The 23,722-nt window shown below is 71.7% G+C and carries 21 protein-coding genes and 1 pseudogene; 7 read left to right on the top strand and 15 right to left on the bottom strand.

The window, feature by feature from the left end:
- The first annotated feature begins 320 nt into the window (after positions 1 to 320).
- Together SGLAU_RS00600 and SGLAU_RS00595 are read left to right on the top strand one after the other, a co-directional pair.
- Positions 321 to 1,595: a sensor histidine kinase gene (locus tag SGLAU_RS00600; RefSeq protein ID WP_043506070.1), complete on the top strand. Its 1,275-nt coding sequence runs from the start codon at positions 321 to 323 to the stop codon at positions 1,593 to 1,595.
- Positions 1,592 to 2,269: a response regulator gene (locus tag SGLAU_RS00595; RefSeq protein ID WP_043497365.1), complete on the top strand. Its 678-nt coding sequence runs from the start codon at positions 1,592 to 1,594 to the stop codon at positions 2,267 to 2,269. The genes SGLAU_RS00600 and SGLAU_RS00595 overlap by 4 nt, the downstream gene beginning before the upstream one ends.
- A 168-nt stretch (positions 2,270 to 2,437) precedes the next feature.
- Here the strand turns inward: SGLAU_RS00595 and SGLAU_RS00590 are convergent, their stop codons facing one another.
- From SGLAU_RS00590 to SGLAU_RS00550, 9 genes are all read right to left on the bottom strand, one after another.
- Entirely contained in the window at positions 2,438 to 3,454 is a 1,017-nt protein-coding gene (locus tag SGLAU_RS00590) for an NADPH:quinone oxidoreductase family protein (RefSeq protein WP_043497363.1), read from the bottom strand.
- 46 nt (positions 3,455 to 3,500) lie between these two features.
- Positions 3,501 to 3,866: a MerR family transcriptional regulator gene (locus SGLAU_RS00585; protein ID WP_043497361.1), complete on the bottom strand. Its 366-nt coding sequence runs from the start codon at positions 3,864 to 3,866 to the stop codon at positions 3,501 to 3,503.
- A 66-nt stretch (positions 3,867 to 3,932) separates the two neighbouring features.
- Positions 3,933 to 4,334: a MarR family winged helix-turn-helix transcriptional regulator gene (locus SGLAU_RS33295; RefSeq protein WP_208868871.1), complete on the bottom strand. Its 402-nt coding sequence runs from the start codon at positions 4,332 to 4,334 to the stop codon at positions 3,933 to 3,935.
- 68 nt (positions 4,335 to 4,402) lie between these two features.
- Positions 4,403 to 5,020, bottom strand: a complete 618-nt coding sequence (locus SGLAU_RS00575; RefSeq protein WP_052413533.1) for a hypothetical protein — start codon at positions 5,018 to 5,020, stop codon at positions 4,403 to 4,405.
- 68 nt (positions 5,021 to 5,088) lie between these two features.
- Positions 5,089 to 5,931 (bottom strand): rod shape-determining protein, encoded by an 843-nt coding sequence (locus SGLAU_RS00570; RefSeq protein WP_052413532.1) that lies wholly within the window; start codon positions 5,929 to 5,931, stop codon positions 5,089 to 5,091.
- On the bottom strand, positions 5,928 to 6,302 hold the full coding sequence (locus SGLAU_RS00565; protein ID WP_043497358.1) for a TraR/DksA family transcriptional regulator: 375 nt from the start codon (positions 6,300 to 6,302) through the stop codon (positions 5,928 to 5,930). Before SGLAU_RS00565 ends, SGLAU_RS00570 begins: the two co-directional genes overlap by 4 nt.
- Positions 6,303 to 6,348: 46 nt before the next feature.
- Positions 6,349 to 6,660 (bottom strand): TraR/DksA C4-type zinc finger protein, encoded by a 312-nt coding sequence (locus tag SGLAU_RS00560; RefSeq protein ID WP_043506066.1) that lies wholly within the window; start codon positions 6,658 to 6,660, stop codon positions 6,349 to 6,351.
- A gap of 734 nt (positions 6,661 to 7,394) precedes the next feature.
- Positions 7,395 to 9,119 carry an acyl-CoA dehydrogenase family protein gene (locus SGLAU_RS00555; protein WP_043497353.1) on the bottom strand — a complete coding sequence of 575 codons (1,725 nt, stop codon included), beginning with the start codon at positions 9,117 to 9,119 and terminating at the stop codon, positions 7,395 to 7,397.
- Positions 9,120 to 9,189: 70 nt separating this feature from the next.
- Positions 9,190 to 9,747, bottom strand: a complete 558-nt coding sequence (locus SGLAU_RS00550) for a PadR family transcriptional regulator (RefSeq protein WP_043497352.1) — start codon at positions 9,745 to 9,747, stop codon at positions 9,190 to 9,192.
- Between the two features lie 1,282 nt (positions 9,748 to 11,029).
- Between SGLAU_RS00550 and SGLAU_RS00540 the strand changes: the two genes are divergently transcribed.
- Complete coding sequence (locus SGLAU_RS00540; RefSeq protein ID WP_244315140.1) at positions 11,030 to 13,030, top strand: molybdopterin oxidoreductase family protein; 2,001 nt, start codon at positions 11,030 to 11,032, stop codon at positions 13,028 to 13,030.
- 2 nt (positions 13,031 to 13,032) lie between these two features.
- Positions 13,033 to 13,440, top strand: a complete 408-nt coding sequence (locus SGLAU_RS00535) for a hypothetical protein (protein ID WP_208868870.1) — start codon at positions 13,033 to 13,035, stop codon at positions 13,438 to 13,440.
- Positions 13,441 to 13,784: 344 nt separating this feature from the next.
- On the opposite strand, the gene SGLAU_RS00530 is transcribed toward SGLAU_RS00535, so the two are convergent.
- From SGLAU_RS00530 to SGLAU_RS00505, 6 genes are all read right to left on the bottom strand, one after another.
- A complete protein-coding gene (locus tag SGLAU_RS00530; protein ID WP_043497348.1) occupies positions 13,785 to 14,366 on the bottom strand; it encodes a helix-turn-helix domain-containing protein in 582 nt (193 codons plus the stop codon).
- A gap of 192 nt (positions 14,367 to 14,558) precedes the next feature.
- Complete coding sequence (locus tag SGLAU_RS00525) at positions 14,559 to 15,080, bottom strand: flavin reductase family protein (RefSeq protein WP_043497347.1); 522 nt, start codon at positions 15,078 to 15,080, stop codon at positions 14,559 to 14,561.
- Between the two features lie 85 nt (positions 15,081 to 15,165).
- On the bottom strand, positions 15,166 to 16,104 hold the full coding sequence (locus tag SGLAU_RS00520; RefSeq protein ID WP_043497344.1) for a dihydrodipicolinate synthase family protein: 939 nt from the start codon (positions 16,102 to 16,104) through the stop codon (positions 15,166 to 15,168).
- On the bottom strand, positions 16,104 to 16,901 hold the full coding sequence (locus SGLAU_RS00515; protein ID WP_043497341.1) for an aldolase: 798 nt from the start codon (positions 16,899 to 16,901) through the stop codon (positions 16,104 to 16,106). The genes SGLAU_RS00520 and SGLAU_RS00515 overlap by 1 nt, the downstream gene beginning before the upstream one ends.
- A gap of 975 nt (positions 16,902 to 17,876) precedes the next feature.
- Positions 17,877 to 18,677 (bottom strand): hypothetical protein, encoded by an 801-nt coding sequence (locus SGLAU_RS00510; RefSeq protein ID WP_052413531.1) that lies wholly within the window; start codon positions 18,675 to 18,677, stop codon positions 17,877 to 17,879.
- Between the two features lie 301 nt (positions 18,678 to 18,978).
- Positions 18,979 to 19,500 (bottom strand): hypothetical protein, encoded by a 522-nt coding sequence (locus SGLAU_RS00505; protein WP_043497337.1) that lies wholly within the window; start codon positions 19,498 to 19,500, stop codon positions 18,979 to 18,981.
- A 442-nt stretch (positions 19,501 to 19,942) separates the two neighbouring features.
- Here SGLAU_RS00505 and SGLAU_RS00495 point away from each other — a divergent pair, with 442 nt between their 5' ends.
- From SGLAU_RS00495 to SGLAU_RS36815, 3 genes and pseudogenes are all read left to right on the top strand, one after another.
- On the top strand, positions 19,943 to 22,579 hold the full coding sequence (locus tag SGLAU_RS00495) for a SpoIIE family protein phosphatase (protein ID WP_043497332.1): 2,637 nt from the start codon (positions 19,943 to 19,945) through the stop codon (positions 22,577 to 22,579).
- A gap of 276 nt (positions 22,580 to 22,855) precedes the next feature.
- Positions 22,856 to 23,407: a hypothetical protein gene (locus SGLAU_RS00490; RefSeq protein ID WP_043497329.1), complete on the top strand. Its 552-nt coding sequence runs from the start codon at positions 22,856 to 22,858 to the stop codon at positions 23,405 to 23,407.
- A gap of 26 nt (positions 23,408 to 23,433) precedes the next feature.
- Positions 23,434 to 23,690, top strand: a pseudogene (locus tag SGLAU_RS36815) (transposase); the annotation flags it as partial.
- Between the last annotated feature and the right edge of the window lie 32 nt (positions 23,691 to 23,722).

Genomic DNA, 23,722 nt, shown 5'->3' with positions numbered 1-23,722 from the left:
GGGGTACGGACGTACGGGGCCGCGAGTCCTGCCGGACCGTGGAGGGCAGCAGCGGCGCCCTTGCCGGGGTCCTCCCGGCACCCGTCCAGCACATCAGCGCCGCGCGTGCCGAACCTCGGAGCCGAGGACGAGAAACCCTCTGGGAGCAGGGCCCCGAACCGTGGCGCCGCTGGGAGCCTGCTCCCGGTCCCCGCTCACTCCCGGTCCGGACGCCATGGGCCCGGTGCACCGGCACCATGGGACACTCGGCGGACGAGCCGCAGGTCACCGGGCTTCTCCGGCGGCCGCGGGGAAACGTGGACGGGCACAGGGGGGCGGAGATGGGACGAAGCGTGATCGAGGGGCGCCCCGGCCGGGTACGGGGCGGGGCCGACGCGCCCGGCGCCGGGCCGCCGGGCCGCGCGACCGGGACGCGCCCCGACGAGACCGCGACGGGGCAGCGAATCGCAGGGCAGGGACTGTGGACCCAGCACGACGGACTCGTCGCCGTCGGCGCCGCGGCCGTCGATCTCGTGGGCTTCACCGTCACCAGCCAGATGGACCAGGGCCACGTCCCGGTCGCCGGATGCCTGGTGGTGGTCGTCGCCTCACTGTTCCTGCTGGCGCGCCGCCGCGCACCACTGACGGTCCTCGCGTGCGTCCTCGCGGCGAACCTGTCGGTCAACTGGTTCAGTTCCGTGGGCCAGCACTACGGCGCGGCCACGGTCGTCGCCCTCTACACCGCCATACGTCACCACAGGGCCGTGGTCGGCGCGGCGGCCGTCGCCGGCTGCGTCGCGGTGCTCCAGTTCGTCCACCCCGGGATGCCCGCGCCGTCCCTGATCGAGCTCGCCCCCAACGCGGCGTCCGCGCTGTTCGTGGCAGGCGCCGCCGTCGCCGTCGGCCGCTGGCAGCGCAGCGCCGAGGCGCAGCGGCGGCAGCTCGCCGAACGGGCCGTCTCCGAGGAACGGCGGCGTATCGCCCGGGAGCTGCACGACATCGTCGCCCACCACCTGACCACGATGCAGCTGCTCGCCGGAGGAGCTCGGGCCAATCTGCACGGATCCCCGGACGCCGCCCGCGAGGCCCTCGTCGCGCTGGAGGGCTCCGGGCGCTCCGCCCTGCGCGAGATGCGGCACCTGCTCGACGTGCTGCGGGCCGGTGACGAGAGCGAGGAGGAGGGCGACGGGGGAGGGACGACCGCACCGCAGCCCGGCATCGGCGACCTGGACCGCATCGTCGGGGACAGCCGCCGCGCCGGTCTTCCCACCACGCTCACCACCGAGGGCGACCCCGGCTCGCTGCCGCCCGGTGTCGCGCTCACCGTCTTCCGCATCGTGCAGGAAGCCCTCACCAATGCCCGCAAGCACGCGGGGGACGGCGCGCACGTCGACGTACGGCTCACCTGCACGGCCCGCGAGGTGCGGGTCGCCGTCACCGACGACGGTCCGCGTCCCGGGCGTTCCGCCGCACGCGGGACGGGCCACGGGCTGGTGGGGATGCGGGAGCGCGTCGCCCTCCACGGTGGCACCCTGCGGGCCGGACCCGAGGGCGCGGGGTTCGCCGTACACGCCCTCCTTCCCCTGCCCGCCGACCGTCAGGAGGCGTACGCGTGAGCGCGATCGTAAAGGTTCTCATCGCCGACGACCAGCCCCTCGTCCGACGCGGCCTCGCCCTGATGCTGGCCCCCGAACCCGGATTCCAGGTCGTGGCCGAGGCCGAGGACGGCGCCGAGGCGGTCCGCCTCGCCCACGCATGCCGGCCCGACGTGGTCATCATGGACGTGCGCATGCCGGTCCTGGACGGTATCGCCGCCACCGAACGGCTGACCGCCGAACTGCCCGGCTGCCGGGTGCTGGCCCTGAGCACCTTCGACATGGACGAGTACGTCGTGGACGCCCTGAGGGCGGGGGCGTGCGGCTTCCTGCCCAAGGACATCTCGCCCGAGGACCTCGTCGCCGCCCTGCGCGTGGTCCACGAAGGCGAGGCGATCCTCGCCCCACGGCTGCTGACCCGGCTCATCTCCACGCACGTCAAGGCCCCGGCCCACCCGTCGCCGCACCCGGTTCCCTCCGGCACCGAGGCACTCACCCCGCGCGAGCGGGAGGTGTGGCGGCTGATCGCCGCAGGTCTGGACAACACGCAGATCGCCGGCCGTCTCGGGGTGAGCGCCTCCACCGTGAAGAACCACATCACCGGCCTCTTCGCCAAGCTGCGGGTCCGCGACCGGGCCCAAGCGGTCATCGCCGCGTACGAGACGGGTTTGGTCACGGCGCGAAGGGAGGCGTAGAACCCCGGGCCGGAACCGGACACCGCGCCGCGCACCGCGACGCCGAGGGTCACGGGGCGGCGCCGACGTCGGGGCCGCCCCGTCCTCTGGGCACAAGGCGTCCTGCTCGAGCTGCGAGACAACCCGTGCGCGGGGAACGTCGTCCGAGCCTCATCGACACGACGCGACCTACCGCCAGGGATCGAGGGCGAGTTTGCCCTGGGTCCGGCCTGCTGCGAGTTGCCGGAGCACCGCCGGCCCCTCGGCCAGGGGATGCACGTGGGGGCTGCCGGGTGGGTACACGCCGTGGGCGATGAGTGCCTGGATCTCGGCGAGCAACGACCGGTAGAGGGAGGGGGCCGCGACCGCCAGTGCGCCGATGTGCAGGCCCTTGATCTGGACCTGGTGGGTGAAGACGAGGTCGTGTGTGCTCACCGTGGCGTCACCGGAAGCCGCGCCGAACACGACGATGCGTCCGGTGAAGGGCTTGGTGACCGACAGGCTGGCCTCGAACGTGGCCTGGCCCACCGATTCCAGGACCAGGTCGACCCCGCCGGTCAGGCGGGTGATCTCTTCGGCCAGATCGGGGCGTCGGCTGTCCAGTACCTCGTCGGCGCCGAGCGCCTTGACCGCTTCGTGCTTCGCTGGTGACGCCGTGGCCATGACCCGTGCGCCGTAGTGGCGGGCAAGGCGAACGGCGCTCTGCCCGACGCCGCCGGCCGCGGCGTGGACGAGCACCACGTCACCCCTCTTGATCTCGCCCAACGGCTTCAAGGCGGCCAAGGCGGTGGCCCAGTTCAGCACGAGACCGAGAGCTTCGGCGTCGCTCCAGCCGGAGGGCACGGGGAGTACGCCCGCGGCCGGCATCGTCATGTACTGCGCGAAGGCACCCGGTCCGGTTCCGACGACGTGCGTGCCGAGTTTCAGCGGGCTTTCGACGCCCGGACCGACCTCCACGATCGTTCCGGCCGCCTCGAAGCCCGCCACGTAGGGTGCCTGCGGGCCACCTCCGTAGGTGCCGTGGGACTGCATGACGTCCGCGAAGTTGACCCCCGCGGCGCCGACGCGGATCAGGTACTCGCCGGGGCCCGGGACAGGGCGGCGACGATCCGTCGTGAGGACCAGATCGCTCGGTCCCCGGTGCGACCGCTGGACCAGCGCTCGTACGGTCGGTTCGGCGGTGTTCTGCTGCGTGTGGGTCTCCATGCGCCGAACGTAGGAGCCTGACACTTGCGTCAAGGTCAAGCGGCTGTCAGGGATCGGTACGGCGGGCCTCTCGCAGGTAGGCGTCGAGTGCCGCCTGCTGGTCGCTGAGAACGGCGATACGAGCAGCGAGCCGATCGCGGTAGCCCTGCACCTCGCGCAGGAACTCCGCGTCCACCACGTCGGTGCCGGCCTCGGATCCGTCGGTGAGCCTGGGCAGGACCTGCCTGATCAACCGCACGGGCAGCCCGGACTCCAGCAAGGAGCGGATGAGGAGCACCCGGTCGATGGTGGACTGGCAGTAGTCCCGGAACCCATTGCTGAAACGGCCCGGGACGATCAGGCCCTCCTCCTCGTAGTGCCGCAGCGACCGCGCACTCACGCCACTGACCCTCGAAGCTTCGCCGATCTTCATACCTCGAGCCAACGTCCGGGAACCCCGCACTCTTCCGGCACTCGCCACGACGCGTCGACATCCTGCTCAGGCGCCTTGGGCAAGCTGCGAGCTCGGGAGGCCGGCCCGCTGTTCGCCGTCCGGGCCCGTGCTCGCGCAGGGCTCCGGCTGCTCGACCATGCGCGCGAGAAGAGCCATGAGCCGGGTCCGCTCGGCAGGTGTCAAGGCGGCGGTCAGCTCCTCGTTCGCCCCACGGCCCAGTTTCTCCGTCTGGAGCGGGCGACGCTCTCCACTCGGCGAGAGGGAGAGGGCGTTCTTGCGACGGTCCCCGGCATCCGGCGCACGGATCACCAGGCCGTCGTTCTGGAGGTCGTTGAGGATCGCGGCCATGTCCTTGGGATCGTTGCCCGGGCCGCGGCCCAGCTCGGCCTGCGACACGGGCAAACTCCGGGGCGTCGGGCGAGTCGTCGCGGCCGTGAGCTCGAACACCAAGGCGGACTTCCTCCGCGGCCTCGGCGCCGACGAGCGTTCGCGCCCGCCCCGCCCGCCCACCATGGCTATGGAGATGTGGTCCAGCGGGGGGCCGTCTCGGCCCAGGCGTCGTCCCATGCGGCCAGGTTGCGGCGGTGGAGGATGCGGCCGGTGGTGCCGTAGGCGGCGGCCGCGACGGCGTGGACGCCGAGGGCGGCGATGATGGCCGAGCCCATGGCGTGGCTGCGGACCTGGCTGGGGCTCAGGGGCGGATCGGTGATCCTCCCGTCGGTGTCGGCCCAGACGTGCACGGTGCTGCCCTTGGGCAGTGCGGGCTCGACGTCGGTGGTCGCGGTGTGGGTGTGCCCGTCGGGGTCGGTGTAGCGGACCTTGGTCGGGTAGCGGGTCTTCTTGGCTTCGGCAGAGCCGGGTTCGGGGTGGCGCCGGGCGTCCTCGAGCAGCACTGCGGTGGTGTGGTGGCGGGTGTGGGCCTGGTGCCGGGCGGTGCGGGTGTAGTGGTCGTAGGCCGCGTCGCCGACCAGGAACATGGCGACGGGAGTGGCCGCCAGCGCGACCAGGAGCAGGCCGAGGCCGATCCACCCCTGGAGCACGTCGCTGCGGCGGCGCAGGGGGTTGCGCCGCAGGCGCCAGAGCGTGACCTGGTGTTCCCGGGGAGGGGGCGGTGGGGGTGTGCGGCCGGGCACGGGTCCTCCTTTCGGCCGTGGACGCCGCGGACGCGGAGTGCGGAGGGAAACGGGACGGGGGCGCCGGCCTAGCGGGGCAGGGCACTCGGCGGGAGCGGGCCGGAGGCGGAGGGGTGGCCGTGGGCGGCCCGCAGGAGCCTGGCGGCGCCGCGCACGGCGGCGGTGTGCGGAGCCGGGACCACACGCAGCGGTGTGTGCAGCCGGCCGGTGAGGTGATAGGTGATCTCGGGACGCAGGGCGCCTCCGCCGGCCAGGAGGACACCGCGGTGCAGGGCATCGACGGTGAGCGAAGTGCGGTCCTGGCGGAGCATCGCCGTGAGCATCGAGGCCACCGCCTCGGAGATCCCCTCGGGTGTGGTCGTCTCGCCCAGGTCGCTGGTGCCCAGGGCGGTGCGGCGCGCGTCGGTGATGGCGCCGTCGACCAGCAGGACCACTTCGGTGAGGTGGGCGCCGATGTCCACCACCATCAGCGGACGGGACAGGTCGGCGCCTGCCGCCACGGCGACGGCCCGGGCGCTGGGCACCGTCAGGACGCTGCGCGGCCGCAGCGCCTCGACCGCGGCCCGGGCCCGGGTGCGGTAGTCCACGCCGTCCAGGACGGGAGCGGCGACGATGACCATGGGACGGGTGGAGCGGGGCAGGTGATCGCGGAGCAGCCGCTGCAGCATCCGGGCGCACCCCGGGACGTCGACGATGGTGCCGCGCTGGATGGGGTACCCCGCGCCGGTGCCGGGAGAGGTCACGGTGGGCACATCGGCCACCACGCCCTGACCGGCGATCCAGACGCGGGTGCGGATGCTGCCCATGTCCAGGGCGATGCCGCAGCAGCGCCGGCACATCGGCCAGGGCCGGTGCGGTGGGGTGGCATACGAGGGGGATGCGCCGGCGTGCGAGGGGGATGTGCCGGTCATGGGACCGCCTCCTTGACCTGCTGGCAGCGTCCGCAGTAGCGGGCCTGCGGCACGATCATCAGCCGCTCCCGGTCGACGGGGCGCCGGCACAGGTGGCAGGTGCCGTACGAGCCGTCGTCCATGCGCTGCAGGGCCGCTTCGACGTCGGCGAGGACCATGCGGGCGGTGGCGGCGAGCTTGATGTGGACTTCGATCTGGGAGGCGGTCCGCTGCCGGAGCCGGTCCTCGGCGCGGGAGGTGGCCGGTCCCGCGAGCCGGCACAGCTGCTCCTGGCGGAACAGGCGCTGCTCGTTCAGGTTCTCGCGCAGGGCGGCGAGGTCGTCGGCCGACAGCGGTGCCGTGCTCTGGCTGATGGTCTGGTGGTTCACCACTTCACCCCTTCGAGGGCAGGGCGCAGGAGATCGGAACGGGCGGTGGTCAGGTGGCGCGGCGTTGGCAGGCGACGCAGAACCGGGTGTAGGGAAGGATCTCCAGCCGTTCCGCCGGGATGGGCTTGGCGCAACCCAGGCAGGTGCCGTAGGTGCCGTTCTCCACGCGGGTGAAGGCTTCCTCGATCTCTCCGAGAGTTCGCTCCATCGCGGTCCTCTGCTCGGACAGCAGGTGGTCCTCCGATGTCCGCCCGGTCCCTGCGAGGGCCTCCAGCTGCGCCAGCCGGGAACGGCGGGCGTGTTCCAGGCGCTGTCTCGCCTCGTGCGGGTGGGGTTCGACCCGGGTGACATCGAGTGACATGGTCATCCCTTCCTCGAAGGTCCTGGCGCCCGCACGGCTCGCGCGGTCGAATGCCGCACGGCGGTCCGCCCGGCGGCATTGCCGGGCGGACCGCCGTCCGGCCTGGTGCCTTCCACCCTGCCGGGGCCGACGACAGATGCCTATCGGGCGCGGACCCCATTTATGGCGGGCCGGGGACTCCATGCGGCCACGTCGTGGGCGGTGCCCATGCCCGGAAATGGGGTCCGGGTCCCATCGACGGGACAGGGACGGCACCCCTCGAAGGCGTCCGCCTCGCGATCTTCACGATCGCCCGCGGGGTGGGCACCGGCCTCCGCCATCACTCGCGGACGCGCTGACGGCCGTCACCCGCGGGCCGAGGCGAACACGGTCGCCGCCGCGGCGGTGACCGCACTGGTGGTGCCCTCCACCGGCGCCGAAGGCGAAGAGCGGGTCAGCGAGCGGACCACGGGAGCAGCACGAGGGCCGTGCGCATGAGCATGCACGGCTCCGAGGGCAGCCGGGGGAGGGCGACGTCGGGCCAAGGGCGCCCTCCGCCGCCTTCGACCGACACCCGACCGCACACCCTCGGTGGTCGGGGACGGGCGGATGCCCGGCCTGCCGCGTACGGCGGACCGGACATCACAGTCAGCCTCGCTGCTCCACGGCACCGGGAGCCCGGCGCCGGTGGCGCGCCCCCGGCAACGCGGCGGCCACGGTACCCCGCAGGCCGATGCGAAGCGTCACAGAGACTTTCAGGGCATCATCTCGTACGCCGCCGACAGCGCCTCGACGCGCTGCCAGACGCGCTCCGAACGCGCCCCGTCGACCACCGGGCGCCGGACCGCGCCGAGCGCCCAGGACTGCTGCTCCTGGGTCGCGGAGTCCTTGCCGTGGAGTTCTACGGCGTGCGCCGAGAAGTCCCGCACGAGGACGGCGAACAGCTCGTCGAGCACATCCTCGTCGAGGCCCGACAGGGCTGCCTGCTCCAGGACCAGCTGCCCGTGGACGACGAGCGCGAAGAGCTGCCCGACGGCGAGAAGCAGGTCGAGGTCGCGGCTCTGCTCCTCGTCGGGAGCGGCGGTGCGGACGAACTCGCAGAGCGCGTCGGCCTGTTCCCGGAAGCGGGCGACATTCGGCAGGTGGGCGTACGTGTCGAAGGCCGGCCGCCAGTCGTGGAAGCGCACCGAGCCGAGGCCGCGGGCGGGCCCCTGACGGAAGAGGAAGGTGTCGTCGGCCGCGTCGAGGCGGGTGGGGACGGGCTCGTAGGCGACCGGGTCGAGGAGGTGGTTGCGCATGAACTTCAGGATCAGCGCCAGGTTGACGTGGACGGTGCCCTCCAGCTTCGGCAGCCCGCGGATCTCTATGGCGGCCTGGGCGAAGTAGTTGTCCTTCTCGAAGCCCTTGGCGGCGATGACGTCCCACATCAGGTCGATGACCTTCTCGCCCTCGGTGGTCACCTTCATCTTCGTCATGGGGTTGAAGAGCAGGTAGCGGCGATCGTCGGGGCCGGCGGTGCGGAAGTAGTCGACGGCGCGGTCGCTGAACAGCTTCATGCCGACGAGCCGGACGTAGGCGTCGGTCAACTCCCGCCGCACGTGCGGGAAGGCGGTGACGGGCCGACCGTAGAGGATGCGGTTGTGCGCGTGGGTGACCGCCTCGTACATCGCGTGCTCGCAGATACCGATCGAGGCGGTGCACAGGTTGAACTTGCCCACGTTGACGGTGTTGAGGGCTGCGTCGAAGGCGGCGCGGCCCGTGTGCAGAACGTCTTCCGGGGCCACGGGGTAGTCCTCGAGGCGGAACTCGCTGACGTACTTCGAGGAGTCGACGACATTCTTGACCAGGTGGTACGCCGGATGGCGGCTGTCGGCGGCGAAGAAGACGTAGCCGTCGGGGCCCTCCACGTCGGTGCGGCGGCCGAAGACGGAAACGAGCCCGGCGGCGTTGCCGTTGCCGATGTAGTACTTGGAGCCGGTGGCCCGGAAGCCGCCCGTGCCGTCCGGCTCCAGCAGCATGTCCGTGGAGTAGATGTCCGCGCCGTGTGCCTTCTCGGACAGCCCGAAGGCGAACACCTCGCCCTGAGCGAGCAGGTGCGCGGCGCGGGCGCGGGCAGCGGGGTTGTCGCTCTGCCAGACGGGGCCGAGGCCCAGGATGGTGACCTGCCACGCGTACCAGTAGTCCAGGCCGTAGAACCCGAGGATCTCGTTGAGGGCGGCGATGCGGGCGGTGTCCCAGCGCTTGTCGCCCTCGCCCTCTCCCGCGGCGGAGGCGGGCGTGAGGAAGGTCGCGAAGAGCCCTTCCTCGGCGGCGAAGGCGAGGAAGTCGCCGAGCCAGGCGCGGGACCGGTAGTCCTCGATCAGCCGGCGCTTGCCCCGCTCCTCGAACCAGTCGACGGTGGCGCGCAGCAGCCTGCGCGTCTCCGGGTCGAAGTGCGCGGGGTCGTACGTCCGCGGGTTGAAGAGCAGCGCATCGGCCATGGGTGCCGCCTTTCGGCTGAGAGGGGTCGGAGGTGTTCCGGGTACGGGTCCCGGAGGCCTGCTCGGCCGGTCAGTGACCGGCGTCGAAGCGGGCGAGCGTGGCGAGCACATCGTCGAGCCAGGCGATCATCATCCGCTCGTACGCGATGCCGCCGCGCAGCACGACGTGCTGGAGTTCCCGTTCGGCGTCGAGCGGACCGTCCGACGGGGCTTGCCCGAAGTCCCGGGTCTCGCCCGCGAGGTAGTGGGCGAGGCGGTCCCTGTGCGCCTGCCGGTGCCGCTCGACCTCGCTGATCAGGGCGGCCGGATCAGCGAAGGCGGCGCCCCGGATCTTCACCGCCAGGTCGTGCCGTACGCTCTCGGGCTCGGTCGGTTCGTACAGCCACGCGGAGAGCGCATCCCGGCCGGGCCCGGCGACGGAGTACTCCTTCTTGTCCGGACGCCCGTACTGCCGGACATCCCGGACATCGACCCAGCCGTCGCTCTCCATCCGCTTGAGCACGCGGTAGATCTGCTGGTGGGTGGCGGTCCAGAAGTACCCGATGGACCGCTCGAACCGCCGGGCCAGCTCATAGCCGGAGCCCGGCTTCTCCAGCAGGGAGACGAGGATCGCGTGCTCGAGCGCCATGCACCCGATCTTGCTATGCACCTCATTGCATAGCAACGCCGCCGCGGTGAGACACGGCTCACCCGGTGCGGGTCACGCGGATCACTCCCCGCGGCAGCGTGCCGAGACCGGACGGGAACTCGGCCGGACGTGCTCGGGGCCGCACCCCATGGGCGATCTGCCGCACCGAGCGGGTTAAGGACGTTCCCGGGACTCCCGAGGGACAGTTCGCCGCGTGCGCGGCGTCTGCCGAAGGTGTGCCCGGGCTCACGGCCGCGGCCGTGGCCGACCACGGGGGTGTGCCGGCCGCGCGGAGCCGAGGGGGATGAGCGGGCGGGCTGTGTACGCAGCGGTTCGGGAATGCGCGGCCGGCGCGCAGGTGTGAGGGACGTGCCGGCGGTCAGAAGGAGTGCCCGCACTCGTGACGTCCCTCATGACCCAGCACCAGCAGACACTCGCGGCCGTCCTGCGGGCACACCATCCGGCACTTCGGCACCGGCGGCGGTTTGGGTATCGGAACGTCGGAAGGGCCGGCCTGGGACCATGCGTCGCCGTGGGGACAGCGATGGTCACCGCCGTGCCCCAGCTGAAGAACGCACGGGCTCGACTGTTGCCGTTGCTCGGCGCAGACGGGACACGGTCCGCAGTCGCACGGAGACTGCTCCGGTGCTCCGCCCGGGAGACTGGCGTCCAGCGGTTCCTCGCTCATGACCCCTCCCGGGAAACTCAGGGATGCTCATCGAGCAGGCGGCGCCACAACCATCGTCCCGCGCAGGCGAAGACCCCGCAATCCGGCTCGGGCTCCCCGAACAGCCCTTGTGCGACGCGAGAGCTCGGCTCCGGCTCGGGCATGACGTGGGGGCGGCGCCCGGCCCGGTGGACCAGGACCGGCGTATGGCCGGGGCTCCACGAAACCCTCTTGGTCGAACTCCGCGGCGCGGAGGCGCTGGACTCCTCCTCGACGGCGGCCGACGGCTCCCACAGCGGAGCGCCGGACGACTCCGCCGAGGGCGCGGCCGCCTGCAACGAGCACCTCCTGGGCCGGCCTCTCGCGGGGCCCGTGGCCCCGGATGTCACCGCTGTTCAGATCCAGCCGACAGGACGAAGGCTACGAGCAACAGGGCGCCCTCGGCGCGCTGACCGGGCTGACCGGCCGGACCGGGCTGACCGCACAGCCGCTGCCGCCAGGCTTCTCGGCGACCGGTCGTCCCGGTTCGGCAGCCGTGTTTCCGTTGGCCGGACGACCGTCGGGCAGGTGGTCCTCCGTCTCACACGGATAGAAGCCGCCCGGGGCCGGGTACCTGTGGGCAGCCCGTGCATATCTCTCGGCTACAGCGACATCGAAGCCACCGACGCCGTGTTCCTGTTCGGGCACAACATGGCCGAGACCCAGACCGTGCTGTGGATGCGCGTCCTGGACCGCATCCACGGCCCGAACCCGCCCAGGATCGTCGCCGTGGACCCCCGCACGACCAAGGTCGCCGAAGCCGCACGGGCCGCCGGCGGAGTGCACCTCGCGCCGCTGCCGGGCACCAACCAGGCGCTGATGAACGCCCTGACCCGCGAGGTCATCCACAACGGCTGGCTGGACGAGGACTACATCGCGGCCCATACCCTGGGCTTCGACGAGCTGAAGGCCACCGTCGAGCCCTGCACTCCCGAGCACGCCGCAGGCATCTGCCGTGTCCCCGCCGAGGACATCCGCCGCGCCGCGCAGATCTTCGGGACCTGCGAGCGGGTGCTGTCCACGGTGCTGCAGGGCTTCTTCCAGTCCCACCAGGCCACCGCCCCCTCGTGCGCGGTGAACAACCTGCACCTGCTGCGCGGAATGCTGGGACGCCCAGGCTGCGGCATCCTGCAGATGAACGGCCAGCCCACCGCCCAGAACACCCGCGAATGCGGCTCCGACGGCGACCTGCCGGGCTTTCGCAACTGGGACAACCCGGACCACGTCCGGCAACTGGCCGACCTGTGGAACGTCGACCCGATGATCATTCCGCACTGGGCGCCGCCGACGCACGCGATGCAGATCTGGCGCTACTGCGAACAAGGCTCCATCGGCCTGCTGTGGATCTCCGGCACCAACCCGGCGGTCTCGCTGCCCGAGCTGCCCCGCATCCGCAAGATCCTCGAACAGGACTCACTGTTCACCATCGTCCAGGACGGCTTCCTCACCGAGACCGCCCGCTACGCGGATGTGGTGCTCCCGGCCGCCCTGTGGGGGGAGAAGCAGGGCACCTTCACCAACGTCAACCGCACCGTCCACCTGTCGGACAAGGCGGTCGAGCCGCCCGGCCAGGCCCGCAGCGACCTGGACATCTGGCTCGACTACGCCCGGCGCATGGACTTCCGCGACAAGGACGGCGCCCCGCTGATCAAGTGGTCCGACCCCCAGGGCGCGTTCGAGGCGTGGAAGGAGTGCACCCGAGGACGCATGGTGGACTACACCGGCCTGACCTACGACAAGCTGCGCGGCGGCAGCGGCGTCCCCTGGCCGGTCAACGAAGAGGCACCCGAGGGAACCGACCGCCTCTACACGGACGCGGACTTCCCCACCCACCCGGACATCTGCGAGACCTACGGCCACGACCTGCTCACCGGCGGGGTGCTCAGCGCGCAGGAGTACCGCGCCAAGAACCCCGGCGGCCGTGCCTTCCTGAAGGCCGCCGCCTACGTCCCACCGCCGGAAAGCCCGGGGGAGGATTATCCGTTCGCCCTCACCACCGGCCGTACCGTCTACCACTTCCACACCCGCACCAAGACCGGGCGCTCCCGCCCGCTGCGCCGTGCCGCGTCCGGCGTGTGGGTGGAGCTGTCCGTCGGCGACGCACGACGGCTCGGCGTCCGGGAAGGCGACCTGGTGCGGCTGGAATCACCGAGGGGAGCCATGCAAGCCCCGGTGCGCGTCGGCCGCGGCCGGGACGGTGTGGTCTTCACACCGTTCCACTACGGCTACTGGGACCAGCCCGGCACCGGCGCCGCGCCCGGCGACGACCCGCGTGCGGCGAACGAGCTGACGATCACCGAATGGGAACCGGTGTCCAAGCAGCCGCTGTACAAGACCGGCGCGGTCAGGGTCACGAAGATCGCCGAAGCGACCGGTCCCTCGCCCGCCCCCACCACCACCGCGTCCGCGCCGGCCGACCCGGACAGCGTCCCGCCCACCGTCGGCGGCCCGGACGCCGAGGTGCGCGAACACCCACACGCGGGCGAACCGCCGCAGCCCGCCCGAGCCCCGGAGGAGACAGCCGGACGACCCGGCTCCGGCGGCACCACGGCGTCCGCGATCGGCCAGGAGGACTGACCATGCACCTCGCCACCTACGTCGGCCTCCAGCACGCCGCGTCCCGAACGCTGGCCGACGCCTTCCGCCAGGTCGCCGAAGGCCACGCCGAGGAACCCGACGTGCACTCCCTCTGCCACGCCCTCGCCGGGATGAGCGACGCGCACGTCGAGCGGCTCGCGCCGGTCGCCGACCGCTACGGCGAACAACGCGAGGAGAGCCCGAGCGGCTGCACGCCGACGGGCTGCCCCGCACCCGCTCCGGCGGCGTCGGCCTCCTACGGGACCTGCAGGACCTGTACACCCTGGCGTCCTTCGTCGACATCACCTGGACGGTCCTGGGACAAGCGGCGCAAGGGACACGCGACCGGCAGCTCCTGGACGTCGTGGACGCCTGCAAAGCGGACACCCAGCGCCAGCTCAGGTGGCTGAACACCCGCATCAAGCAGGCCGCCCCCCAGGCGCTGATCGCCTCCGCGGCGTCCAGCTGAAGCCGGTTCCCGCCGCCCCGGGTGACGGCCGGCCCGTTCGTCCCGCATGAGTACCGGCCGGGGGCGGGCATGTGCCCGCCTCATCTCCGTCTGACCCGGGTACGGCACCGCAACCGCGCTCAGGACGCGCCGCAAGCCCCGCAAGCCCCGCAAGCCCCGCAGGAACCACCGGGTCCACACCGATGTACCGGACCCTGGGCCGGCCGGTGGTCCGAGTGGGGCCGGGTCGGAGCACCGGGACACGTCCTGCGACCGCGGTCAGGCCGGCGCGGGACGGGGAGCCGGTCAGGGCAGGTGGGCCCGCGACGCTTGGTGCGCGCTCGAGTCGGTGTGGTCGTCGGTGACGAGGAGGAGCACGGCGGCCCGCCGGGCACCGACGGAGCGGATCTTGTGCGGTGTGCTGGCCTTGAAGTAGGCGCAGTCCCCCGTGCCGAGAGGAATCGTGCGGGAGGGCAGGATGAGTTCGGCCTGCCCTTCGTGCACGAAGATGAATTCTTCGCCCGGGTGGTCGCGGAAAGGGACGTGGTCCGCGTCGTTCGGCGGGTGCAGCATGAAGGGGGCCATGCTCTTGGTGCCGGCGTCGAGCGCTATCCCCTCGTAGCGGGTGCCGGGTTCGTCGGCGTCGGTGAGCGCCTGTCGTTCCCCGGCGCGGGTGACGACGACCTCGACGAGTTCCTCGGCGTCGGCGAAGAGGTGGTCAAGCGGTACGCCCAGAGCTTTGGCGAGGGAAGCGCACACGGCGATCGACGGGACGCTGTGTCCGCGTTCCACCTTGGACAGGTAGCTCTTGGTGACCCCGGACCGGTCGGCCAACGCCTCCAGCGTCATCAGCCGTTCCTTGCGCAGCTGCCGTACCCGGTTGATCACTGTGTCTTCCCTTCGCACGTCCTGCGGCCGGATCGAACCGGCCGGGAGTCTCAGTATCCAGGGACTCCCGGGGGGACGGTGAACGCCGGGCGGTACGCCGCCCTCGCGCCCGCTCACGCCCGCTCGCGCCGTCGAGCCGCGGCTCGGCTCCTGGCGGGCGTCGAGGCGTCGCGGAGTCCGGCACGCTCGCGCTCACGCATCGAGGGGGGCCGTCACGACGTATCGGCCGTCGTGGCGTACCAGAGCGGGGAGACTTTCCCGCACTCCTCCGGCGATCACCTCCCCGATGATCAGGACGTGGTCCCCGACTGGCTGGCGCGCGACGACGCGGGCACTGAGCCAGGCCGGTGCGGCGCTGAGGACCGGCAGGCCGTCGTGGTCGGTCACCCGGACGGTCGTCGCGAAGCGGTCCTCGCCACTGCGGGCGAACCGGTCCGCCAGCCCGGCGTCGCCCGCCCCCAGCAGATGGACCGCGAAGCGGTCGGCCTGCCGCACGGCGTGCGCGGCGGAGTTGCCCGTCGCGACGCAGAAGGAGATCAGGGCGGGATCCAGGGAAAGGGCGCAGAAGGACGTCGCGGTGAAACCCGCGGGTCCGGGGACGGTGACGATCGTCACGCCTGCCGCGTGGCGTCGTAGCGTACGGCGCAACAGAGCCGCCTGGCCGGAGTGCGGTGCCTGCGCGCCGCTGCGGGGCGGGGTGTCGGTCCGGGACATGTGTGGTTCCTTCGCGATGAAGCCGTGGCCGTGGCCGTGGCTGTGCGGTGCGCCCTGGGGAAGGAGCGCACCGCACGGAGGTGTCTCAGGCGGTCGGTTGCGCCGTGCCTGCGGCTGCACCGTCCACGAGGGGGCCGCCTGCCAGACGCTCCAGCATCGTGCGCAGTTGCTCCCTCTCCCGGTCCGGCAACGGCAACAGCGGCGCGCGCGGGTGGCCTGCCTCACGCCCCTGCAGCTGCAGCCCCGCCTTGATGGCACGCGGCAGGCCGTGGCCGACGATGAACTTCAGGAACGGGAGAAGTTCCGCCAGGACGGCTTCGGCCCGGGCGTCGTCCCCCTGCGTCGCTGCCGCATACAGGTCCAGGACCCGCTGCGGGACCAGGCACGGTGCAGCCGTGCACCAGCCCACGGCGCCGGAGCGGAATGCCTCCAACGCGACCGGGTTGCTCCCGTTGTAGACCGACAGGGCCCCGTCGGACAGTTCACGCAGGGCGCGGAAGCGGGCGACGTCGCCGGAGCTCTCCTTGACCATGGTGAGGTTCGGGATCTTGCGGGCGAGGGCGGCCACGGTTTCCGGCCGCAGGTCGACCCCGCTGGTGCCGGGGTTGTTGTAGAGCATCATCGGCAGGTCCGTCGCCGCCGCCACCGCCGTGTAGTGCTGTTCGAGTTCGGCCGGCGTCAGCTTCCAGTACACCTGGGGCAGCACCATGATCGCGGTGGCGCCGTGCCGGGCGGCCACGCGGGCCCGGTGGATCGTGCCCTCGGTGCTCCAGTGGGAGACGCCGACCAGGGTGGGGACCCTGCCCGCGACGGTCTGCAGCGTGGTCGCGCAGACGGCTTCCCATTCGGCTTCGCGGAGGTAGGCGCTCTCACCGGTGCTGCCCAGGGGGGCGACAGCGTGACTCCCCGCGCCCACGAGGTCGTCGGTGAGGCGGCTCAGGGCGGCCAGGTCGACTTCGCCGGTGGCCGTGTCGAAGGGGGTGACGGGGTAGGAGATGATGCCCCTCAGCGGCGGGTTGCTCATCAGTTGCCCACCTGGCCCTTGATGCAGTCGGGATGGTTGCGCAGGGCCCGACGCGCGTAGTACGCGAAGTTCGCCTTGTTGCGCCGGTCGGTGGAGGTCCAGTCGTGGGCCTCACGGGCCAGTTCGGGATCGAGCGGCTGGATGGTGCCGGCCGCCATGGCGAGCAGCTGGAGGCGTGCGGCGCGCTCGATGAGCATGGCGAGGTTGCAGGCCTCCTCTATCGTCGCTCCGGTCACGAGCTGACCGTGGTGGGCGAGGATGATGGCGCGCTTGTCACCCAGGGCACCGGCGATAATCTCGCCCTCCTCGTTGCCCACCGGGACACCCGGCCAGTCCTTGAGGAAGGCGCAGTCGTCGTACAGGGGCGTGGTGTCCATCTGGGACACCACCAGGGGCACTTCCAGCATCGCGAGCGCGGCCGTGTGCAGGGAGTGGGTGTGGACGATGCAGTTGACGTCCTCCCGGACCCGGTAGATCCAGGTGTGGAACCGGTTCGCGGGGTTGGGCATGCCCTCCCCTTCGAGAACCTGGAGGTCCTCGTCCACCAGCAGCAGGTTGTCCTCGGTGATCTCGTCGAAGCCGAGGCCCAGGCGCTGGGTGTAGTAGGTGCCCGGCCGGGGCCCGCGGGCACTGATCTGCCCGGCGAGTCCGGAGTCGTGTCCGCCGTCGAAGGCGATACGACACGTCAGGGCCAGCTTCTGCCGCGTGGTCAGGTCCGAGTCACCGAAGAAGGCCTCCATCTGCCGCTTCGCGCGACTGACGAGCACGTCCTTCGAGTCCCGCAAGGTACTTGCCATGTTCGCTCCACTTTCCGGGGCCCGTCCACTTGCGAGCCCCGCATCCGGGGTGCTGCTGGAACCAGCAACCTGAAGAAACTGTGTTCACCATAGGACACCTTGTGTCATGACGCAAGGGTGACGGGATCCCGCGCACAGCAAGGCCGGCCGCCCGGCACCGGTGAACCACCCCCCGGGGCCCGCCGCGCCGTCGCGCCGTCCCGCGGCGGGCCCGGCCGGCACCGGAACACACGCCGCGCGCTGCTCCGCCGCCTGCTCCTGGGGACGCGTCACCGCCACCCCCGGTCCGCCCGGGGCGTGGTAGCGATGGCCGGTGACGGTCACGCCCCTGCGGGCACGCCGCTGCGCGAGGCCCAGAACGAGGCCGGTGTCCCGCCCGGTGCGTGGAAGGGCCGACGCCTGGCCGCGGTCGGTCTCACGACCGGGGACCTGGGGGAGGGGGGAGTGGCAGGCCGAGCTGCTTCCGGGGAGGGCCGGCACCCGGAGGCCGACCGGATCAAGCACGAGCTTCTGCCGCGGAGCGAGAACCCGGCCCGCGCCCGGCGGACGAGCGTGCCAGGCGGGCCCGAGCACGACCGCTCACTCATGAGGACGCGCTGCCCGTCAGGACGGGCAGCGCGAGGGGAAGTACGGGCACGTGCCGGGGGGAGCAGGGCGCCTACGCGCTGGCCTGCCAGTCCGTCGACCAGGTACTCCCGCCCGAGCACAGGGAGCTGTCGATGTCGACGTCTCCTTACCAACCCCACCAACAGCGTCGGCCCCGCACCGGGGACCGACGCCGCAACGAAGGCCGGAAAGAGCCGTCAGTGACTTCGGCCGGTCGTCTGTCTGACCGGCGTCGTGTGAATGCTCATGCGGTACGCGGCGCCGGCATCGCGTCATCGAACGTGCCACGGGGAGGACTTGGATCCGCTCCGATCGTCGTCGCCCGCACCATGGCGCCGCTCCACCGCACTTCGAACGTGCGCGGGTCGTCTACTGGACGTCGACGAAGTCCTCGCGGGAGGTGACGGACGAGGTGGTCGTGGCACCCGCGTAGACGAAGCGGTAGGACCCGTCGTACGTCGCGGTCGTCGTGGTCTTCAGGACGCCGGTGGAGGCCGACTTGATCGTCTTGAGGGTGGTCCAGCTGGTCGCGCCCTTCTTCTTGTACTGAAGCTTCACGTACTGGTTCGCGAGGGCCACGTAGGAGTCCTTCGCCCAGTCGGCGCGGGTCAGCTTGCCCGTGACGGTGAGCGTCCTGCCCTTGCGGATCGGCTCCGGAGAGGCGTTGACCGTCAGGACGGACTGACGCAGGACCTTGTGGGTCGCGAAGTTCTCGTTCCACAGGCGGCTGTCGTCACCGGCGACCGCGCCGACCCGCACGTCCCAGGTGCCCGCCTGACCGTTGGAGTAGAGGACGTTGACGTTGTGGTCCCCCGTAGCGTGGTCCTTCCCCACCACGTAGCCGGTTATGGTGCCCTCGCAGTGCGAGGTGGTGGCCGAGACGGGAGTGCAATCCAACCAGGAGACACCGTTGGTGTCGTCCACGAGGAGCCAGCTGCCCAGGCCGCGGAACAGGTCGAGCTCGGCGGCCTTGACGCCGGTGGGGTGGCTGGCGTTCAGCGACACCTCGAACGTCACGCTGCCCGTGCCTGCCACGATCGGCTTGCCGCCGTTGACCACGACGTCGGAGACGGTGGGCTGCGAGGACTCGACCGCTGTGGCCTGGTCGGCCGGGAAGGCGAGAGCTGACAGGGCCAGGGCGCCGGTGACGACGCCGAGCTTGGCACGCATACGCATCTTCTTCCTGCATGGGGCGGGACCTCGTCACCCTCCGTGGCGCGAGACCCGGAGGGTGACGAGGTCCAGGACATCTGAGAGTCTGTTGACTCGCGTGATCAGATTTGTGGCCGCGGGAAATGGTTGTACGGCCGGAGGGAGGGCGACCGGTCCGCGCGACGAGACCACCCCACCAGCCACCTGCGGACGGCTATGCGCATGACTCGCTGCCGGCAGCATGAGGACGCGCCTCGTGACGGACCCGAGTGCCTGTCGTGGCGCGCGGCGACAGCCCGCTGGCTTCGACCTTCGGTCGTCAAGCGTTGGGGTCCACGTTCCAGACCGCGGGCAGACCGCTGCCGCAGAAGACGCAGACGAAGTCGGCCTCGCGCACGATGTTGTGCTCCTGGCAGTCGGGGCACCGCCGGAACACGACCTCGTGGGTGAAGCCGGAGGGACGCCGGAGTCCCACAGCGTCCAGAGCACGAGCGATTTCCCCCCAGGAGGTGACGTCCGGGCAGTACCCGGTGGACTGGTTGCTGACCTCGCTCACGGCCCACCGGTCCGCCTCGCGGACGAAACTGATCTCGCCGGCACTCAGAACCGGGTCCCCGCCGGCGCAGGCCACGTGCTCGCTTCGCCGCGGCGCCAGCCGAAGCACACCGTCCGTGCCGACCACGAAGGTGAACGGTTCGGTCAGCTCCACTGCCGATTGCTCCGTGATCCAGTCGTCGAAGTCAGCCGCTGAGTCGATCCGACGCCCACCGTCACCAGGCCGGACCGCAGCCTTCAGCTCGGCCGGCCCGACATATCGATAACTCCGCCCCCGCCCACTCACGTCAGCCAACCTAGAGCAATTCCGGCACGATGTACTCACCGACTTGGCGCTGCGGTCCAAGGCGTACTGGGGGTATGACGCCGACGGTCGAGGCTGGTGCGGGCAGTCTCCGCGAGGGCGGTAATGCTGGTCCCGCCGGACAGCCACGCCGCTGCCGACAGCTCCTCGCGTCGGTCGGGGCGGACTTCCTCCCGCGGTGCGGCCGATGCGTCATCTCGTCTCGTACGCACATGATCCAGCACACCCCGTACCCTCCCATCACTCTGCGTGACACCGATCGTGTGACTGCCGTGCCAGAGCCTCCGCCCGCACCCGGCTTTCGCGCGGTACGCATGCCGGTCCATCCGCAGGCCAGAGCGGTTGTGGACGCGGCCGTCACCCGTCTGCCACGGGGCGGTGCGGGAGCGCCGCGAGGCAGGGACCCCTGAGGCAGACTGGGGGCATGGGCGTCCCCACTGCCCCGGAAGCACCGTCGCAGCGGTTCCCTCCGGGTCCGGAGAGCGTCGCGCGGGCCCGCCGGTTCGTGCGGGCCGCTCTGGGCGACGCCGCACCGGAGCTCGCCGCGGACCTGCTGGACACCGCCGAACTGCTCACCAGCGAACTGGTGACCAACGCCGTGCTCCACGCCCGCACCGACATCGACGTGTCCGCCCGGGCGGCCGACGGCAGGGTCCGCGTCACGGTGCGCGACCACCGGCCGTCGCGGCTCCTGGTGCCGCAGGACTGTCCCCCGTACGCCGGTACGGGTCAGGGCCTGGCGCTCGTCGACCGGCTCGCGTCCCGGCACGGCGTCGAAACCGGCGACACGGCCAAGACCGTGTGGTTCGAGCTGTGGCCCGTCCCGGCCCCGCACCCCACCGCGTGGGAACCCCTGGAGCCGCCCGCCGAGGCCGCCGAGACGGTGACGCTCGTCGACGTACCCGGAGCGCTTTACTCCGCGGCGCAGCAGCACCGGCACGTCATGCTGCGCGAACTGGAACTGGCCGCGGCCACCGGGCAGCACCTGGTACCGCCGAAGGACCTGGCCACGGCCCACGACATCAGCAATGTGATCAGCGCGTGCGTGACCGCCGCGCTGCGCGACGAGCCCGTGGAAGGGGAGATCCGCTCCCTGCCGCTGGCCCTGCCGGCCGACGCGGCGCCCGCGGTGGAGACCCTGAGCAACGTCCTGGACGTCGCCGAGGCAGCCGCGCGTGACGAGCGGCTGCTCACCCTGCCCGCGCTGCCCCGCAGCCGGGTCTTCCACACATGGCTGTTCGACGAGATCGTCGGGCAGCTCGCGGGCACGCACCCCACCGCGTGGACGGTCGTGCCACGCGATCCGGGCGCCGGCCCGGCGGAACCGGCACCGTGGGACGCCGGGCACGTCCAGAGCAGCAGGGTCCCGACGATCGCCGCAGACGAGCAGAACCGCATCATCGCCGCGAACGGCCCCGCCGCCGACCTGCTCGGCTGGCACGCCGACGACCTCGTCGGGCGGCCGCTGCCCACGCTCATCCCCGAGCACCTGCGGGCACGGCACATCGCGGCGTTCACCTCGCTGCTGCTCAGCGGGCAGCCCCGCATCCTGGGCCGCTCGGTCCCGCTGCCCGCGCTGCACCGCGACGGGCGGCTCGTACCGGTGCGGCTGTTCCTCCAGACGCAGGAGACGGCGGACGGCCGTACGGTGTTCGTCGCGCAGCTGTCCCCCCGCGCCGCAGCGCCCGGACCCGTCTCGCGCCGCCCGGGCAGACGTCCCGCCGCCGCACCACAGGAACAGGTGGCCGTCGCCCCGGGACACCCGGCCACGGCCCCCGGCCGGCACGGCGAAGCGGTTCTGTCGGCTCTGGAGCGCCTGTCGCTGCTGGCGGAGACGGGCGCCGCGATGAGCAACACTCCGGACCTCGACGACGGCCTGCAACGGGTCGGCCGGATCCTCACCGAGCGGCTCGCCGACTGGTGCGCGGTCGACCTGGTCGACGAGGACGCGCGGCTCGACCGGGCGTGCGTGGTCCACCGCGACCCGGGCGCGCTGTGCATGGAGGAGTTCGAGGGCTCGCTGCCGCCGCTGACGGACGCGGCGCGCGGCCCGCTCGCCCGTGCGCTCAGCGGCGCCGGGCCGCTGCTGCTCGCCGGCCCCCCGCCGGCCGGTGAGGCCGCGAGCCCCCTGGACGCTCAGTACCGGGAGCTGTTCGGCCGCCTGGAGACAACGAGCGCGATCGTCGCACCGCTGCGGGCCCGGCGGGAGATCATCGGCGCGCTGACCGTGGCCCGTACCGACCGGGAGCGGCCGTTCACGGAAGGCGACCTGTCGCTCATCGACGACCTGGGCCGCGCACTCGCCCTGGGCGTCGACAACGCGCGCCTGCACCAGGAGACCCGCAACATCGCCGAACGGCTCCAGCGGTCACTGCTGCCCGTACTGCCGGAGGCCGGCCACCTGGAGCTGGCGGCCCGCTACGCCGCGTCGTCCACCACGGCGCAGGTCGGGGGCGACTGGTACGACAGCTTCATCCTGCCGAGCGGCGACACGGCGCTGGTCATCGGCGACGTGACGGGGCACAACCTCGACGCGGCCATCGCCATGAGCCAGCTGCGGAGCATGCTGCGCGGTATCGCCGTCGACCGGCAGGAGCCCCCGGAAACCGTGCTGCGCCGCCTCGACATGGCGAACCACACGCTGTACCGGGAAGCCACGGCGACCTGCATCTACGGGCTGCTGAAGGGCGGCGAGGAAGGCCCGTGGGAACTGGTGCACTCCTCGGCCGGTCACCTGCCGCCGCTGCTGACGACGGAGGACGGCCGCACCCGCTTCCTGGAGGACGGCTCCGGCCTGCTGCTCGGCATGGACCCGGACATGCCCCGCCACCGCGCGAAGGACGCCGTCCCGGCGAACGCGACGGTTCTGCTCTACACCGACGGCCTGATCGAGCGCCGCGACGAATCGCTGGACGACGCCATGGAACGCCTGAGCCGGCACACCGCCGCCCTGGCCCGCGAGCCCCTCGACGTCCTGTGCGACGAACTCCTGATCGGCCTCGGCGCCGACAGCGACGACGACATCGCCCTCCTCGCAGTCCGCCCCACCTCGCCGCACTGACCCCTGGCCGCCGGTCGGGCGGAGCTCCAGGGTCCTGCGGGAGCATCGGAACGCTCTTGATTCAGGTTCGACAACTGGCCCCGCTTCTGCTGATCAAGGCCCCTACGGGGCCCGCACCCTCGTCCGGCTGACCTCGAGGTACGACAGCTTCGAGCACATGGAACGGAAAACGCGCCGGCAGGGATCCCCCGCCGCGCACGGAAGGGTGAGATGCCGAGACCATCCCGCGGCTACGCTGATCGGGGCAGCCCACACTGCGCAAGACCGGGGGAAACCGTGAACCGACCAATGCTGTTCCTCGACGTGGACGGGCCACTCAACCCCTACGCGGCCAAGCCGGAGAGGCGGCCCGACGGCTACACCACACTCAGACCCCCCCGGAACGACGCCCATGAGCACGACACGGGCTTCTCGTCCCGACGACGCCCCCTACGTGTCTGGCTCAACCCAGAACACGGACGAACCCTGCTTCAGCTCGGCTTCGAGCTGTGCTGGGCCACCACATGGATGGACGACGCCAATCGGTGGATCGCACCGGTCCTCGGCCTGCCAGAACTCCCCTTCGTGGACTTCGGCGACGCCCTGCTCCAAGAACGCCCTGACGGAGTCCACTGGAAGACCGGACCGCTGGTGGACTACGCGGACGGCCGCCCTTTCACCTGGGTGGACGACGAGCAGAGCGAGCTGAATCAGACGTACGTCACCGCCCACCACCAAGGCCCCGGACTCCTCCACCACGTCAACCCGAGGATCGGCCTACGGGACAACGACTTCCGCACACTCGCCGACTACGCCCGATCCCTGACCACCTCCCGAACCACCGGCTGAGCATCGCACGAGCTCTTCAGAACAATGCGGCAGTGGCCCGCGGCCAAGGTGGATACGGACCGGCTGCGCCGGCCCTGACCGGGTGCCCCCGCCGCGGGCCGTTGATGGCCGTCTGGTCCTGGCCGTCGACATCACCTGCTGGCTGCGGCCCCAATGCCGATGCCCCCACCAGCGCATCCCCGTATCCCGGCTGGCAGTATTCCATCGTCCGCGCGCTCGACACCGGCCGCAGTTCCTGGACCGCGCCGCTGGAGCACTTCGGTTGCCGCCCGGGGACGACACCGAAAAGTGGGTAGTGCGCCTATAGGCACGGTA

Origin of the sequence: Streptomyces glaucescens, assembly GCF_000761215.1 — a bacterium.
Lineage (GTDB): Bacteria > Actinomycetota > Actinomycetes > Streptomycetales > Streptomycetaceae > Streptomyces > Streptomyces glaucescens_B.
The sequence above is the reverse complement of the archived record's forward strand: the minus strand, read 5'-3'. Positions and strand labels throughout refer to the sequence as shown.